Below are 15,359 nucleotides of genomic sequence, written 5' to 3' on the forward strand. Positions count from 1 at the left end.
GTGTGTTTAGTGCCTAGAGCGGCAAGGATAAAAAGCAAAAGTGGAATATATCATATCATCATAAGAGGAATAAATCGTCAAACCCTGTTTGAGGATAAGGAGGATAGCTCTAAGTTTATCCAAACCTTATAAAGATACAGGGAAATTTGCGAATACAAGTTATATGCTTATTGTTTAATGGGTAATCACCTGCATTTACTGTTAAAGGAAGGTAAAGAACCATTAGAGACTGTGATGAGAAGGATATGTGGCAGCTATGTTTTATGGTATAACAACAAGTATGACAGGGTAGGGTACTTGTTTCAGGATCGATTTAAAAGCGAGCCGGTAGAGGATGATGCATATTTTCTCACAGTACTTCGATATATTTTCCATAATCCTTTAAAGGCTGGTATAGCAACTAAAATTCAAAACTATATCTGGACTAATTACAGTGACTATATTGAAGGAAGTAATGGAACCGATACGGACCTTGCTCTTGATATTTTTAATACAGATAGAGAAAAAGCAGTAAGGCTTTTTATTGAGTATATAAATAAAGAAAGCGACGATAAATGCCTGGATATACCTGGAAAAGGGCGGTTAACAGATGATGAGGCCAGAAGAATAATCAAGGATCACTGTAAAGTTGACCATACGATAGACCTACAAAATTTTGACAAAGATAAAAGGAATTCATACATAAAAGACCTAAAGGAAGGCTACGGCTTATCAATTAGACAGATCGAGAGATTAACAGGAATTACTAGGGGGATAATCCAAAGATTATAGTGTGACGATAACCCCGTCCTGTGTCACCGGCATAACAGAATGGTGCGTGAAGATTTAACAAGGCTCAAACCATTCAACAGGGTTGGAATGAAGCGAAAGATATAATATTTTGAAAACAGGTGAGTAAATATGATAATTATGCTTTTTGGTATATCTAATGTAGGAAAGACTGTAACGGGTGGGAAGCTTGCTGAAAGGTTGAAATATTCTTTTTTTGATTTGGATGAAGAGATAAAAAGAAAATTTCAAATAACCTTGGAAAAATTTATGCAAGATTACCCATATTCATATGAGAGACATAAAATAAAGGGTAAGATTTTAAAGGATTTAGTTAATAAATATAAAGATAATATGGTTATTGCAGTAAGTCCAATTTATTATGCAAGGAATTTTAACTCACTTTTAGATTTGGAACAGGTAATTGCAATTGAATTGCAGGATTCAGAGGAACATATTTTTGAGAGAATGGTTTTTTCTGACGAGAATGATAATATTTATAAGGATGATGCATATAAGGAAGCGCATAAAGATTATTATATTAGAGATATACATGAAGATATTGTATATGCAAAAAGGGTTTTTAAAAAAGTAGACAATAAGTATTTCATAGATAATCGCTCCGTAGATCAAGTTGTAGATGAGTTGATTGTTGTAATTCATAATATAACTGTAAATAAATGCGGATAAAAGCAAAGAGTGGAGTCATAATAAACCTTTCTGTTTATATATTCTATTGCCATATCGTGACAAGGGGACGGGGATATTGGCAGAGAAATAAAAAGAAATATCGAGTTTAAAGTTCAAAGCAAAAGAAACCGGAATAAACTTAGTTCCAATATTAACCTCGGCAATTTGGGGTAACGATCTGCTATTGCCGGAAGGGAGAGTGAGTTATGCAAATTGCACTGACGAAAAAGTTAGCGGATACCATAGGAGTGAAGCCTCCTGCCATTGATGAAACAATCAATCCACTGTTTTCATGGACAGCAAACTGGACAAAGGTATGGGATAATCGAAGAACAGAGGACATGATTGTTTTGGTGAACAACGCTACACGCTTCACGGTAGCCATTTACCAAGTCAAACGGAAAGACCTCAAAAATCTGGAAGTGATGATGAAAACGGCCATTTTCAACACGTTATTGTTCATGAATGTTAATCTGGAGATAGTCAAAGAATATATGCGATTAGCGGGTGAAGTTGAGTTAACGCAAAATCGCGGTAGACAATCGGCAGCATGGGTATCAAAAGCGGGAATTGAGTGCAGTTTTTATGTTGGAAGAGAATACAACGGCATTGAAAAAATGTTTTGTGACACTGTAGGAGTCCCCACAAATTACCGACATGTCAATATTTCCACGAATAGAGATGAGGGGTTTGTTCCTTACCGGGCAATGGTTAATGCGTTAATTGAGCTTACAGGAATGCTAGCTTACAAATACCGTGCCTTTGAATTGTTGGTTTCACTTAATTTGGAAGTTTACAAGGCAGTGCGGAGGATTATTGTACCCGCAGACTTGGAATTTGCACGGTTACACAAAGTACTGCAATCCGTGTTTGGATGGAAAAACTACCACCTATATGACTTTACCATCTTTGACGGCAACAAGCGTTTACCGGTTGCCCGAATTGTTCCCTTTGAGGATGACCTGGAGTACGATGAACACGCTATTTTAATGAAAGGGCATACATTAGCGGAGTTTTTGCCGGAGCACAAGCATATGCTCTACACCTATGATATGGGCGATAACTGGGAACATGAAATCCAGCTTGTGCAAGTGATTGAGGAGCACGACAAGGAATCACCCTATTTACTGGAAGCAAGTGGACAAACACCACCGGAGGATGTGGGCGGTGTAGGAGGATATGTGAATTTCCGTGAAATCATGCTCAATCCAGATAATTCGGAATATAAGGAAATGAAGGAATGGGCAAGGTTTTGGGAACCAGAGCTTAGTGATTGGGAAAAACGTCCAAGGATTATCCATCTTTGATATTTGTAAGACATCAATATTGTTCTCCCAACCGTAAGGCTGTAATTAAGTGACAAGGGGATGAGGAAGTTTTGATATAGACGATTTTATTCTTAATATGTTGGGGGCTTTAGTAGGATTTATGATTTGGTAAACTAAATTTATTCAAAGATTATTAAAATAATAAGGTTAAAATTTTTAGCAAAATTAATTTGCAATCTTTATATGATACGCAAAAATAAATAAAAAGCAAGTTTTTGATTATACCGTTATCGGAATAACCTTGACATTATTCCGATAACGGTATATTATATTGATGAGGTGGTTTTTCATGAAATATATGAGTTCTAAAGAAGCAAGTGAAAAATGGAGAATAAGTGATCGTCGAATTCGGGTGCTTTGTAATGAGGGGCGTATCGAAGGTGCTATAAAAATTGGGCGAAATTGGTCTATACCTACCGATGCTGCTAAACCTGCAGATGCAAGGGAAACGAGTAAGAAGAAATACATTGGAATGGAATTTAACTTCAGTTATTTAGATTCACTGAAGGAATCTATCGACGAGCACAGACCTTTTTCCAAAGGACTTGCCAATTCGCTGCAGGAGAAACTCATTGTTGAATGGACATATAATAGCAATGCCATAGAGGGGAATACTCTGACATTGTCAGAGACTAAAGTTGTTCTTGAAGGGATTACTATTGGTGGGAAAAGTATGATTGAACATTTAGAAACAATCAACCATCGTGAGGCAATACTCTTTATAGAGAAACTTATTTCTAATAAAGAACCCCTATCTGAATGGAATATCAAAAATATCCATGCCTTGATACTTAAAGAAATAGATAATACTAACGCCGGTAAATATCGGAGCGAAAATGTTGTAATAAGCGGTGCTAAGCATATTCCACCGAAGCACTATGAAATTGGAGATTTGATGCAAAAACTTATAGCAGAGTATCAGAGTGAATGGGAAGGGTTTCATCCAGTCGTGAGAGCAACATTGCTACATGGAGAATTTGTGAAAATTCATCCTTTCATTGATGGAAATGGAAGGACTTCTAGACTGCTTCTCAATTTTGAGTTAATGAAATATGGATATCCTCCAATCATTATCAAGAATACGCAGCGGGCAAGATACTATGATGTTCTTGATCTGGCACATACAACTATGAATTACGAGCCATTTGTAAAATTAGTGTCAGAACTGTTGATAGAGTCAGAAAAACTATGGTTATCCGTATTAGATTAAAAAGCTAAAGAATAATGCTTCATTACATTAAGTTGTCTCTATAAAGCCGATAGGTTGATGCACATATCAAATGGGGTGAATATTTTTGCAACTGGAAGACGCGGGGACGTTTCTGTTGTCTTACTTGATAACCTCTGTTATGAATAGGGTGATGGAAATGGGAAGGGAAGCAAGCAAAAGTTCAACTGGGATATATCATATTATGTTAAATCAGGGATATGTACCATAATACAGGAACTAGTAACGGCAATTAGGAAGAGTAATAGGAGGAAAGACAATTATAGAGAAAGCAATTAGACAAGACAGATGAAACGTCCCTGCGTCTTCCGTCTAGGGTTTATAGAAAGCCCCATGTCAGGTAGCGTATTGCTATTTGCAGGATAACTAAGGGCACGATGCGAACTACCTTAAAAGGGGGAATATAAAGGTGGATATCCGGCAAAGAGCCCGTCAACTAGGGGCGTCTAAAGCTCTAATTATTACCAAAGAGCAGTTAGTTATAGAACAGGCGGTAAGAAATGCTTGTGTTGAAAACCAATGCGGTCATTACGACAGTAACTTTATGTGCCCTCCCCATGTGGGAGAAATATCGGACTTTGAAGAAGTTCTTGATGAATACAGCCAAGGTCTATTAGTGCAGGTAAAACGTGATATTAAATCTCTCGAGGACAAAGAGGCAATTTTATCATTGGCTGGACAATTACATCAGTTGGTGCTAGCTATAGAAAAAGAAGCAAAGCAGCAGGACTATTCCCGCGCAAAGGCCTTAAGCGCAGGTCATTGTAAACTTTGCGAACCATGTCCGATTAATACGGGCGCCGACACGTGCATTAAACCCGACCTGGCTCGCCCTGCCATGGAAGCAGTGGGAATCAATGTAGTGGAAAGCTGCCGTCGCGCCGGGGCACCGCTTGAATTTTTGCAACATGAGGTTACCTGGGTTGGGCTGATCTTACTAAAATAAGCGGAAACCAGTTTTGATTTTATTAAAGGAAGTTTAATATGGTTCGCTAAATAGAAACTATTAGCTAATAAATAGAAACTATTATTGGAAGAGGTAGAAAATATGCCCAACGTAATTTGTCTTGGTGATAGTCTCACTTATGGTTTTCCCTTTGGCCCTAAAGCTTCATGGGTAGAACTGGCCACAAAGACGACAGGCCTTGCTCTGGTGAATAGGGGTATAAACGGTGAAACCACTGGCGACATGCTGTCTAGATTTGTGAAGGATGTGGTTCAAAGAAACCCAAGCGTTGTTGTCATTCTTGGAGGGACAAACGATGCATGGTCCGGTGTGCCCGTTTCTGAAACAAGGCAAAATATGGACGCTATGACCGAGTATGCGCTAACAGCTAACATTAGACCTGTGATTGCCTTGCCTCCGCCGATATACCGGCAACTAAGCGGCAGGGGGCTTGAAGTAGTGGCCCACCGGTTAGAAAATTACCGTGAAGCTTTTCGGAACTTAGTTCGAGAGCAGAAGCTTGTTATGATAGATTTCTATACCCCATTAATGGATGCTGATACAGGTTGGGGGAAAGAGGAATATTTCTATGACGATGCTCACCCCAGTCTTGCGGGATACCGTAAGATGGGAGAAACAGCTACGACATTTTTTAAGAAGCAATTACATCATCAATGATCAAAAAGTCATTTTCTTTGGTGCCCTGACACCACGTAATTGCGGTTATTGCTTGCTGGGTGTCTCGGAACGCCAGTTGAAATGTTATTATGGGCGGGAGCCGAAGGGTTGAAAAAGGTTATCTAGACCAAACGACCAAACAGCATACCAAGCACAGATCCTGGTATGCTGTTTGGTCCAATTTATTTTTTTATATTGTCACCTAGCACGCGGGCCAATTGATAGTTGATATATTGATTGAGACTGACATTTTCCTCTTTCGCTTTTTGTACTAGCAGGCGGTGTAAAGACTTGGGAACCCTTACGTTAAACTTCCCGGAAAACGCATTTTCGACGGTCGGCTCAGGTATTGTGATGTCGTCTTCCAGAGCGGAAGCTAACCAGCAACGTTTGGCATCTTCGATCATCTCCAGGGCCTCTTTCACTGTTTCGCCCTGAGAGATACATCCGGGCAGTTCAGGTAGTTCAACAATATAACCGCCTTCTTCAGCGGGGTAAAGAACTACCTTATAATTAAGGTTGGTATAATGCTGTAAATCCTTATTAGTCATCTTCATTCTCTCCTTCGAGAAGGGCTAATGCTCTCTCAACATAAATAGTTTTTACGTGGGGTTGACGGTAAGGAACCGTCAATCGTTTTTTTAAATGTAGTGACTTGAACCGATACCTGGTTGGCGCCTAGTGAAACCGCTTCTAATTAATATTTTATCTAATTCCTGAAAACGTACTTGCTTTGGATTGTTTTTCACTTTTTGAAGCAGTTTTTCTAACTTGGTCATCGCGGCCACCTCTGAATTTATAGTACCATATATAGTGGCAGAAAAACAAGTTCCGATGAAATTTAAAGGAAAAAGGAAGCACGAAGACGGTTCTTCTGCTTCCTCTCCCTTTACTTCCGAGAAAGGAATTCCGGCAACCTCGTAGAATGAGTATTGTTAAATGTTGGAGACTGGAGACTTAAGAAAAGAGGATGCTTTGTGCTTTTTGAAACAGAGTTTAATTGCCACGATGAAGAGTGTGCGCCGCAATGTTGGGTGTTGTTTAACGGGGATAAAATTCTTACTTTAGAGAATAAGGGACAAGTTGTTTTATCAGATGTTGAGTTAGATAAGTTAAAACTAAAGCCTGTTCGGCAGCAGTGCCTTGGTCGATTGAATGGTCGGTCTTATTATGTCGGTGAACTTGCACCGGATGCAGCCGCACCGGAAGGTGTATTTTTTTGCGGCTTAAGGCGCTTATTGGGACAGGTCCCAGACGATTTATTTTCACTAGCGGGTAAAGCGTATCACCTTTTGCATTGGGATCGTACCCACCAATACTGCGGCGGATGTGGAGCACGTACAGAAAATAAAATAGATGAAGTGGCTAAAATTTGCCCAACTTGTGGATTAATTAATTATCCTAGGATTTCTCCAGCTATTATCGTTGCTATTATCAAGGATAACCACCTACTGCTGGCCCAGGGGAGACAGTTTCGGGGTAAGTTTTATAGTGTTTTGGCCGGCTTTGTAGAGCCCGGAGAAACATTTGAAGAGTGTGTACAAAGGGAAGTAAGAGAGGAAGTAAACATAAAGGTTAAAAACATAAAATATTTTGGCAGCCAGCCCTGGCCATTCCCTGATTCCTTAATGGTAGGATTCACCGCAGAGTACCATAGCGGGGATATAAACATTGATAAAAGAGAAATCGTGGATGCTGGGTGGTTTACCGCAGAGCAGTTGCCGTTGATACCTGGCAGCGGTAGTATAGCCCGGCGTTTGATAGATTGGTTTGTAAAAGAATATAGGGAATAGTTGTTATTTTTGTTCCCAAAAAACTTTTTATGTGAGAAATATCCAAAATATTTCACAACAAGCTGATTGTGGATTATAAGACGGATGAGGTGAACTTCAGTCATATTCTGCTCCTCCGAAACAACATATTTAAGCGCTGATGCTGGAGAGTGTATAATTCAATGAGGGTGAACTAAAATGCTAGATGAACAGAGCGCCAAACAGAGAAAATTTATTAAAGAAAGCATCGAAGCATTACAAGAAATTAAACGATATTACAGAGGCGTCCGGCAGCAAAAAGCAGCATTTGATGCCTTAGTAACCGATTTAAGAAAGGCCTATAGGACTTTTCCGGAATTATTTACTAAGATGGACATTATGGTACTGAAGCACGTGATCCAGCAAGTCGGGAGTTATACCGGCAAACTGGAATATAGTGATGACAATTTAAATGAGTTAGATATTTTGCATTTACCTTTAGGAGCAATAGTATTTCATAGGTAAATAGCATGCCGTTGAAATCGAATTGGTCAAAAAAGTGAAAAATGGGGATTCCGATCAAATTAGCCACCAAACACCACTCATTACCTAAATAGAGTGGTGCTTTCTTTTGGCCGAAAAAGTAATAAATGTCTAAACTAGAAAGAGGGCAAAATCAATCTGCGTATATGTAAAATTATGAGTATGTTGCAGACTATTGAATTATTGAGAATTCGCATTGGCTATTGTTTACACCCTAAAGCACAACAAATCTGCCAATACGTATCAAAATGTTTTCCCCTTATGCTACTACAAATTTTGGGAGAATGTTCATCAGGATGAATTGTTTTCCTTTTGGTCACACTTTTATTTACGGGGTCGCATGGTTTGGGTACTTTGTTTCCGCGGGCTGTATTTATTGCCGCTAGTTCTTCAAGGATTTCTTGCTTATATAAAATATTAAATCCTACAGGCTCAAAGTATTCTGCGTATATTCTTACCTGGTGTTCTTTTGCCCAGTTTCCTTTACCTCTCGTATTGGGGTGCCCCCATAGAATATTTTGTACAGGTATGTTTAAGGTGGGATCCTGCAACAATGAGCATATTTGGATGGGTAATACCCAGTTACTATTCATTATTTCTAGGTAGACTCTGTGTCGGCCTGATTGATCATAATTGCTCTTTCTTATAAAACCCGCCACGTCAGCAAAACCTTTCAAAAAATTTAGCTTTGCACTACCTGGAGCTTGAAAAAAGAGGCTTGGAATTCTAAATTTGGTGTAATCACTTGCATAGTTGAAGAAATGTGTTATATTTTGCCATGTATGGGTGTTCCCGCCAAAAGGAACTAAAATATCAATTTGATTTTTAAATGCTAGTTTTTTTACGGGAATGCCTGTAAATTCAATTAGTTTGTTAACTATGGGGTCAAGCCCGATGATTAATTTATCTTCTTGGTCAAAAGTTTTTGTTACTCCCGTGGCCTTGATAGACTTATAAAGAAAATGGATTGTTAAATGTTTCTTAGAATAATCTAGTTTTCCCCGGCCGCAAGTTAAGCCTAGCAAATAGGCCAAGTCATCTAAAATGCATTGCATTTATATTGCCACCCCAGGTTTTTTAAAAATGCAAATATACTCATGTACCTTATTAACCCTAAAGACATAGGGGTATCCCAAGGGGCGTAAATTGTTATAATCTTTTCGTCTGTCCCAAATAATATAATCCTCTAAATGGAAGCCTTGTTTTTGCATCAAGTTTGTAACGTCGATATGTAGCGGGTAGAATTCCTTCTTTTTTCTTATATCCATTACAATTATAATACAGTGTCTTCCGGCCTTAAGTACCATATAAAGGCCTTTAATAACCTCACCTATTTCACAAAGAAACTTTTGATAGTCTTTTATGTTGCCGAGATCGTTCTTATCATCTCCGTAATTTCTAATTTGTTTGTAGTCAGCGGACCTCTTTCTATTCAAAATGTCCCAATACGGAGGAGAAGTAAGGCAAAAATCTACAGAGTTAGCATGTAAGTAAGTGTTCATGTTTAAGCAGGACTCATTTATGACATAGTTTGTAAGATTATAATTCTTAAGTAGGTGGTTAGCTACTTTAAAATAATCATTATTTATCTCAAATCCAGCACCCAGCCTTTTAAGGCGGTTTGCAGCGATTAACGTGCTGCCAACCCCCATAAAAGGATCGAGAACTATTTCACCGGGTTTACTATAAATTCTAATTAACTTTTGTACCATGCTAACTGGAAAAGAAGCAGGATGATTTAAAGATTTCTCTTCTTTTGACTTACAGTCATCCCATACACTAATTGAGTACTTTATCCAATCTTTACCGGATATTTTTTCTTCGTCGCTGCTCATCCCATTCTCTTCAACATGCAAGTTGACCGCTTTAGTATCCAAAAAGATCCCCCCTTGTCCTGAGATAAACCTATGAAGGAGGGATTGTCCTAAATCACTGGTAAATTATAGTGAAATTTAAGAAGGTGCGATGATTCGTCATTAACCAAACGTCTTAACTCTTATTGAGCGGTGTGTTTCATGGTACATACCGCCTTTTGCATTTCCTGGGTTAATGTCCCATAAAATTCACTGGTAAACAATGACAGTATAATGTACCCATGAATTCAGACAAAATTTTCGACAAACTAAGTGAACCTGATATAATAAACGGCAGGAAAACTGTCAGAAAGAAGGTTCATACAAAATGGGAAGACGAAAATTTACAGCCGAATTCAAAACTAAAATCGTACTGGAGCTACTCAAAGAAGAAAAACAGATCGGCGAACTAGCAGCCGAACATGAGTTAAGCCCCAATCAACTGCGCAACTGGAAAAAAGATTTTTTAGAGAATGCACCACAGGTGTTCTCACAAAGCAAGCAAGAAAAAGAGCTTCGTGCCCAAGAAAAAGCTTTGGACGAAGAAAGAACCGAATTAATGGCAAAAGTCGGTCAACTCACTATTGAGAATGACTGGCTCAAAAAAAAATCTAAAGAAGTTCTTGGGGTCGACTGGGAGAATAAGTCTGGTTTCAAAAAATAACAAACTGCCGGTTAATCGGCAATGCCAGTTACTTGAGATCAATAGAACCAGTTTTTATTACACACCTAAAGAACCTGACAGAGAGCGCGAAAATATGATTAAAAACAGGCTTGATTACTGGCATACCAAGATGCCATATCTAGGGGTTAGGAAGCTTCGCAAAAAGCTACAGAATGAAGACCACATTAAGGTTGGCCGTAAGTTAATTAAACGCTATATGGACGAAATGGGAATATATGCGGTCTATCCTAAACCCAACCTGTCAAAGCGTAATAAGCAGCACAAAATCTATCCTTACCTGTTAAGAAACCTAGATATTAATCGGGCAAACCAGGTTTGGGCCATTGACATTACCTACATTAAGATGGGCAGAAGTCATATGTATCTAACAGCCGTCATCGACTGGTATAGTCGTTACATAGTAGGCTGGGAACTATCAGATACTTTGGACACCGCACCGGTGTTAGCAGCAGTTAAAGAAGCTATCAACAGATACGGCACGCCGGAAATTATCAACAGCGATCAGGGGTCTCAGTTCACAAGCGCTGATTACACAGAATATTTAAAGAGCGTGAACATCAGACAAAGCATGGACGGCAAGGCCCGTTGGATTGATAATGTTATCATAGAGCGATGGTTTAGAAGTCTAAAAACCGAACAAATCTACACACATGAATATCTAACACCTAGAGACCTAAGGATCGGTATTAGAGAATATATCCAAGAATATAATATAGAACGGCCACATCAAACCCATGACTACCTAACTCCTCAAGAAGTCTATCTGGGGATAAGCAAGGCAGCTTAATAATAGCAAGACATATCGTATATCAAAGTCAAGTAGGCTGATGGATAGTGCCGCCATGTGGACAACCCTCCGCTACGCTCCAGGTTGACGCACAAGGCTTGGACAACAAAAACCGTGTTGTCCACACTCTCCACAGCCTCGGCGACTGGTCTAAAGTTTACGACGACGATAAAATCATTTCAAAAGAGGCAACTAATAGCATCGTTATTGCTGCTACTAAATGGGAATATCTGGTTCACTTAGAAAATTAAAATTTCTGTCTTGACAAGGGGGACACTTTACAGGATTTGCAAATATTCTGTTGAATTATAAGGAATAGGTAACTTTAATAGGCGAGGTTTAAAATGTGCGAAAATATTTTCACTGCCATTGAGCAGCACTTACAGACAGTTTCATATCGTAGACACCAACTAATTATTATATGCGGCCAGACTTGCAGCGATGTTCTGACTGGTTATGCATCCAGGAAGAAGACGCGGGGACGTTTCTGTTGTCTTAGTTGATAACCTCTGTTATGAATAGGGTGATGGAAATGGGAAGGGAAGCAAGCAAAAGTTCAACTGGGATATATCATATTATGTTAAATCAGGGATATGTACCATAATACAGGAACTAGTAACGGCAATTAGGAAGAGTAATAGGAGGAAAGACAATTATAGAGAAAGTAATTAGACAAGACAGATGAAACGTCCCTGCGTCTTCCCTGTTAAGGTAAACCAAATGTTATTAGTAGGTAGTCAACAGCCTGCTGATTAACGAGATATTTTGGTATTCCTATTTAAATGGGGAAATTTGTAAAAAAACAGAAATTATAAAGGGGATTTATTAAGGATAAAGAAGTTTACAATAAATCATCTCTAGAGACGAGGAGGGTGGATATGAAGATATTTATTTCACACAAAGATGTAGATTCTGATGTTGCTACCCAAATAAATAAGTATCTATCCAGTAGAGGTATTCAAACTTACTTAGATGTACTTGACAATAGTGTAAGCGGAAGTGGGAAAAAGTTAACGCAACACTTAATGCGTCAACTAAATCAATGTACGCACTTGATGACGATTTTATCTAAGGATACTCGATATTCATGGTGGGTTCCTTTCGAGATTGGAATGGCGTCGCAAAGACGATTTCCTATAGCTAATTACCTTGTTGAGGGGGTATCTCTTCCTAGCTTTTTAGAATATTGGCCACGATTGAAAAGATTGAGTGATTTAGATAAATATATTATTGCAATACATAAACCGGAAGTCGAACTTAATAAGTCTTTTGAGTATAAGGGACTAGAATATTCAGACCAATTCCACAAATATTTGAAGTCAATTTTATGAAAGATTTAGGGTGGATACTTGTAAGCAAGTAACGAATTTCGGGAAGAGAGGGGTCTTAATCTTGGCGAAAAAGAGAGTGTTCATTAGTTTTGCAATTCAGGATGTACGTTATAGGGATCTCCTTAAAGGACAAGCATTAAATACTAATTCACCATTTGAATACGTTGATATGTCGGCAAAAAAAGCATGGGATAGCAAGTGGAAAACGAATTGCCGTACTCGTATAAAGGGTTGTGGTGGAGTCATTGCACTGATTAGTAAGCATACTCGTCTGGCAGATGGTGCTAAATGGGAAATGCAATGTGCTAACTATGAAGGAATACCAATGATTGGCGTTCATATCCATAAAGACGATAAGGGGCAGATTTCTCCACAGTTAGCAGGGAGAAAAGTTATTGAGTGGAAATGGGAGGGAATTAAAAAATTTATCAATAGTATATGAGGTGGTCATGATATGAGAAAAGCATTAGTTGTTGGTATTGATTATTATAAGAATGTTTCCCGACTTTATGGGTGCGTTAATGATGCTTATTCTGTTAAAAGTGTTCTAGACAGAAACAGTGATGGAAGTATTAATTTCGGTGTAAGGTTGGAGGTCGCAACTGGGCCAGATGAAATGATAACTAGAAAACAATTAAAGGAACAGATAGTAGAGTTGTTTAGAGACAATAGTGATATTGCGTTATTATACTTTTCGGGACATGGATATGTTGAGAGTACTGGCGGGTTTTTAATTACTTCTGACTGTAATGATGGGGACGATGGTTTTTCCATGAATGAATTGCTTAAGCTCGTTAATGATTCTCCCGCCAAAAATAAAATAATTATTTTGGATACGTGCCATTCGGGAGTTGCTGGCACACCTGATTTGGATGAAAACAAGGCCGTTTTGAAGGAAGGCACTACTATTCTCACAGCATCAAGTGCTGACCAGTATGCTGTCGAGGAGAATGGGGCGGGAGTATTCACAACATTATTAGTTGATGCACTTAATGGCAGTGCCGCAAACCTAGTTGGTGATATAACGCCTGGAAGTATATACGCGCATATTGATCAGTCTTTAGGACCATGGGAACAGCGTCCGGTCTTTAAGACTAATGTAAAAAGTTTTACTACTCTGAGAAAAGTCCACTCTTCAATTTCCCTAAACGACCTAAAACAAATAATTGAACTTTTTCCTGAGAAAGGTTATGAGTTCCAATTGGAACCGAGTTATGAACCAGAGAGTAAAAACCCAGTGCAAGAAAACACTGAGAAGCTTGCAGTACTACAAAAGTATAATCGAGTTAATTTAGTTGTACCAGTGAACGCGCCACATATGTACCATGCTGCTATGGGATCAAAATCATGCAAACTCACCATTTTGGGCCAACATTATTGGAAACTTATTAAGAAGGAAAGGATATAACATTAAAGTTTATCTGGTGCAATATGAAATGACTTGGAGGAAATTATTTCTATTAGTGCATCTTGCGGATGACAAATATGGAGTGAAAAAAATGAATACTAGAATAAAATGCGCAGTATGTGACGAAGCCTTCTCAAATCAGAATGACTACTTATCCCATTTACAAGCAGTTCATACTGATCAATTCAATAGTTTCATAGATAGCTTATTAAATTTAAATGATACCGGATATATACTTTCAGAACACGACGAAGAAACTGACAATAATGGGCTTTCTACTATTAAAGAAGAAAGCGGTTCATACATACCAAAAAAGTCTCGAAGAATAACATCTTGGGAACCGGACAACTTTAAAATGGAAGCAACGTCTATTTGGAGTTTTCCCAACAGAGGAGCTTGGGCAACCCATAATGCCAAGTACAGGGGAAATTGCTCCCCGTATATACCACGAAATATTATTTTAAGATATTCTGAAGCAGGGGATTATGTCCTGGACCAATTTCTTGGTAGTGGCACTACCTTAGTAGAAGCTAAATTATTAAACAGGAGAGGGATAGGTGTTGATATCAATAACGGGGCATTAAAAATAGCCAGAAACAATCTTAGCTTTAAAAAGGTTAATTGTTTCGAGCCTAAAGTTGTCCAGGGAACCGCGAAAGAGCTGGGCTTCATTAAAGATAATAGTATTGATTTGATATGCACTCATCCTCCGTATGCTAATATTATTAAATACAGTAAAAACATCCCGGGGGATTTGTCTCTTTGCGATACGGATGACTTTTTGGAAGAGATGAAAATGGTTGCTGATGAAAGCTATAGGGTACTTAAGTCCAATAAATACTGTTCAATCCTAATGGGGGACACAAGAAGGAAAAAACATATTATTCCTTTAGGGTTTAAAGTGATGCAGGTATTTTTAGAGGCTGGTTTCGTTTTAAAAGAAATTGTTATTAAAGAACAGCATAATTGTAAAGCCACAGGATTTTGGCATCAAAAAAGCATTGACTATAATTTTCTATTGATTGCTCATGAGTACTTGTTTGTATTTAGAAAGCCGGAATAACGTAAAATGCTTATAAGGTAGGGCGGTCCCTACCTCTATTTATTAAAGTGCATGTACTCATTATCTTATATCTATAGCTAACTCCGGCTTGAGTTGTAGATTAAAGTAGTATAAATATTTGGAATGCCCAGCGATACTGGCAACCTCAGAACAGTAAAAACTTTATCTAAGGCATTAGAGCAGAAGAAGTGACGCAATTGGTGAGGCTTATATTCGCTAGTTAGCAATCTTAGAGTTTTTATTGAACATCCTATTAAGGTGATTCTATCAAGTTGCGGTTCCCGGTCTGAGCTGCTATTT

At 38.5% G+C, this 15,359-nt stretch carries 16 protein-coding genes and 1 pseudogene; 13 read left to right on the forward strand and 4 right to left on the reverse strand.

Annotated elements, in window-relative coordinates:
- Window positions 1-9 precede the first annotated feature (9 nt).
- The 6 genes and pseudogenes from MFMK1_RS06565 (at window position 10) to MFMK1_RS06590 (ending at window position 5,638) form a co-directional block, all read left to right on the forward strand.
- Window positions 10-771: pseudogene (locus MFMK1_RS06565) on the forward strand (transposase).
- A 129-nt stretch (window positions 772-900) separates the two neighbouring features.
- Window positions 901-1,458: a shikimate kinase gene (locus MFMK1_RS06570; RefSeq protein ID WP_366924328.1), complete on the forward strand. Its 558-nt coding sequence runs from the start codon at window positions 901-903 to the stop codon at window positions 1,456-1,458.
- 206 nt (window positions 1,459-1,664) lie between these two features.
- Window positions 1,665-2,765 carry a plasmid pRiA4b ORF-3 family protein gene (locus tag MFMK1_RS06575; RefSeq protein WP_366924329.1) on the forward strand — a complete coding sequence of 367 codons (1,101 nt, stop codon included), beginning with the start codon at window positions 1,665-1,667 and terminating at the stop codon, window positions 2,763-2,765.
- A 493-nt stretch (window positions 2,766-3,258) separates the two neighbouring features.
- Window positions 3,259-3,996 (forward strand): Fic family protein, encoded by a 738-nt coding sequence (locus tag MFMK1_RS06580; RefSeq protein ID WP_428846300.1) that lies wholly within the window; start codon window positions 3,259-3,261, stop codon window positions 3,994-3,996.
- 427 nt (window positions 3,997-4,423) lie between these two features.
- Entirely contained in the window at window positions 4,424-4,960 is a 537-nt protein-coding gene (locus tag MFMK1_RS06585; protein ID WP_366924331.1) for a DUF2284 domain-containing protein, read from the forward strand.
- Window positions 4,961-5,062: 102 nt separating this feature from the next.
- Complete coding sequence (locus MFMK1_RS06590) at window positions 5,063-5,638, forward strand: SGNH/GDSL hydrolase family protein (RefSeq protein ID WP_366924332.1); 576 nt, start codon at window positions 5,063-5,065, stop codon at window positions 5,636-5,638.
- Window positions 5,639-5,820: 182 nt separating this feature from the next.
- On the opposite strand, the gene MFMK1_RS06595 is transcribed toward MFMK1_RS06590, so the two are convergent.
- Window positions 5,821-6,189 (reverse strand): type II toxin-antitoxin system HicB family antitoxin, encoded by a 369-nt coding sequence (locus MFMK1_RS06595; RefSeq protein ID WP_366924333.1) that lies wholly within the window; start codon window positions 6,187-6,189, stop codon window positions 5,821-5,823.
- Between the two features lie 90 nt (window positions 6,190-6,279).
- Entirely contained in the window at window positions 6,280-6,417 is a 138-nt protein-coding gene (locus MFMK1_RS06600) for a hypothetical protein (protein ID WP_366924314.1), read from the reverse strand.
- 198 nt (window positions 6,418-6,615) lie between these two features.
- Here MFMK1_RS06600 and nudC point away from each other — a divergent pair, with 198 nt between their 5' ends.
- A complete protein-coding gene (gene nudC, locus MFMK1_RS06605) occupies window positions 6,616-7,431 on the forward strand; it encodes an NAD(+) diphosphatase (RefSeq protein ID WP_366924334.1) in 816 nt (271 codons plus the stop codon).
- 177 nt (window positions 7,432-7,608) lie between these two features.
- Entirely contained in the window at window positions 7,609-7,914 is a 306-nt protein-coding gene (locus MFMK1_RS06610) for a hypothetical protein (RefSeq protein ID WP_366924335.1), read from the forward strand.
- Window positions 7,915-8,132: 218 nt separating this feature from the next.
- Here MFMK1_RS06610 and MFMK1_RS06615 read toward each other — a convergent pair whose 3' ends face one another.
- Together MFMK1_RS06615 and MFMK1_RS06620 are read right to left on the reverse strand one after the other, a co-directional pair.
- On the reverse strand, window positions 8,133-8,987 hold the full coding sequence (locus tag MFMK1_RS06615; RefSeq protein ID WP_366924336.1) for a hypothetical protein: 855 nt from the start codon (window positions 8,985-8,987) through the stop codon (window positions 8,133-8,135).
- Window positions 8,988-9,809: a DNA methyltransferase gene (locus MFMK1_RS06620; RefSeq protein ID WP_366924337.1), complete on the reverse strand. Its 822-nt coding sequence runs from the start codon at window positions 9,807-9,809 to the stop codon at window positions 8,988-8,990.
- A 304-nt stretch (window positions 9,810-10,113) separates the two neighbouring features.
- Between MFMK1_RS06620 and MFMK1_RS06625 the strand changes: the two genes are divergently transcribed.
- From MFMK1_RS06625 to MFMK1_RS06645, 5 genes are all read left to right on the forward strand, one after another.
- Window positions 10,114-11,257 (forward strand): IS3 family transposase gene (locus tag MFMK1_RS06625; RefSeq protein WP_366922096.1). Its coding sequence is split into 2 segments (ribosomal slippage): window positions 10,114-10,388 and window positions 10,387-11,257, totalling 1,146 coding nucleotides; the frame shifts between segments, so codons are not numbered across the junction.
- An 878-nt stretch (window positions 11,258-12,135) separates the two neighbouring features.
- On the forward strand, window positions 12,136-12,588 hold the full coding sequence (locus MFMK1_RS06630) for a toll/interleukin-1 receptor domain-containing protein (protein ID WP_366924338.1): 453 nt from the start codon (window positions 12,136-12,138) through the stop codon (window positions 12,586-12,588).
- 58 nt (window positions 12,589-12,646) lie between these two features.
- Complete coding sequence (locus MFMK1_RS06635; RefSeq protein ID WP_428846301.1) at window positions 12,647-13,030, forward strand: TIR domain-containing protein; 384 nt, start codon at window positions 12,647-12,649, stop codon at window positions 13,028-13,030.
- A 12-nt stretch (window positions 13,031-13,042) separates the two neighbouring features.
- Window positions 13,043-13,996, forward strand: a complete 954-nt coding sequence (locus MFMK1_RS06640; protein WP_366924340.1) for a caspase family protein — start codon at window positions 13,043-13,045, stop codon at window positions 13,994-13,996.
- Between the two features lie 91 nt (window positions 13,997-14,087).
- Window positions 14,088-15,059, forward strand: a complete 972-nt coding sequence (locus MFMK1_RS06645) for a DNA methyltransferase (RefSeq protein WP_366924341.1) — start codon at window positions 14,088-14,090, stop codon at window positions 15,057-15,059.
- The last annotated feature ends 300 nt before the right edge of the window (window positions 15,060-15,359 follow it).

The sequence above is a fragment of the Metallumcola ferriviriculae genome (assembly GCF_035573695.1).
In the GTDB taxonomy this organism is placed as follows: Bacteria; Bacillota; JADQBR01; order JADQBR01; family JADQBR01; genus Metallumcola; species Metallumcola ferriviriculae.

Coding starts and splice junctions, on each gene's coding strand:
- MFMK1_RS06590 (WP_366924332.1), top strand. CDS start 5,063: ATGCCCAACGTAATTTGTCTTGGTGATAGTCTCACTTATGGTTTTCCC.
- MFMK1_RS06575 (WP_366924329.1), top strand. CDS start 1,665: ATGCAAATTGCACTGACGAAAAAGTTAGCGGATACCATAGGAGTGAAG.
- MFMK1_RS06645 (WP_366924341.1), top strand. CDS start 14,088: ATGAATACTAGAATAAAATGCGCAGTATGTGACGAAGCCTTCTCAAAT.
- MFMK1_RS06595 (WP_366924333.1), bottom strand. CDS start 6,189: ATGACTAATAAGGATTTACAGCATTATACCAACCTTAATTATAAGGTA.
- MFMK1_RS06600 (WP_366924314.1), bottom strand. CDS start 6,417: ATGACCAAGTTAGAAAAACTGCTTCAAAAAGTGAAAAACAATCCAAAG.
- MFMK1_RS06640 (WP_366924340.1), top strand. CDS start 13,043: ATGAGAAAAGCATTAGTTGTTGGTATTGATTATTATAAGAATGTTTCC.
- MFMK1_RS06610 (WP_366924335.1), top strand. CDS start 7,609: ATGCTAGATGAACAGAGCGCCAAACAGAGAAAATTTATTAAAGAAAGC.
- MFMK1_RS06615 (WP_366924336.1), bottom strand. CDS start 8,987: ATGCAATGCATTTTAGATGACTTGGCCTATTTGCTAGGCTTAACTTGC.
- MFMK1_RS06570 (WP_366924328.1), top strand. CDS start 901: ATGATAATTATGCTTTTTGGTATATCTAATGTAGGAAAGACTGTAACG.
- MFMK1_RS06630 (WP_366924338.1), top strand. CDS start 12,136: ATGAAGATATTTATTTCACACAAAGATGTAGATTCTGATGTTGCTACC.
- MFMK1_RS06580 (WP_428846300.1), top strand. CDS start 3,259: ATGGAATTTAACTTCAGTTATTTAGATTCACTGAAGGAATCTATCGAC.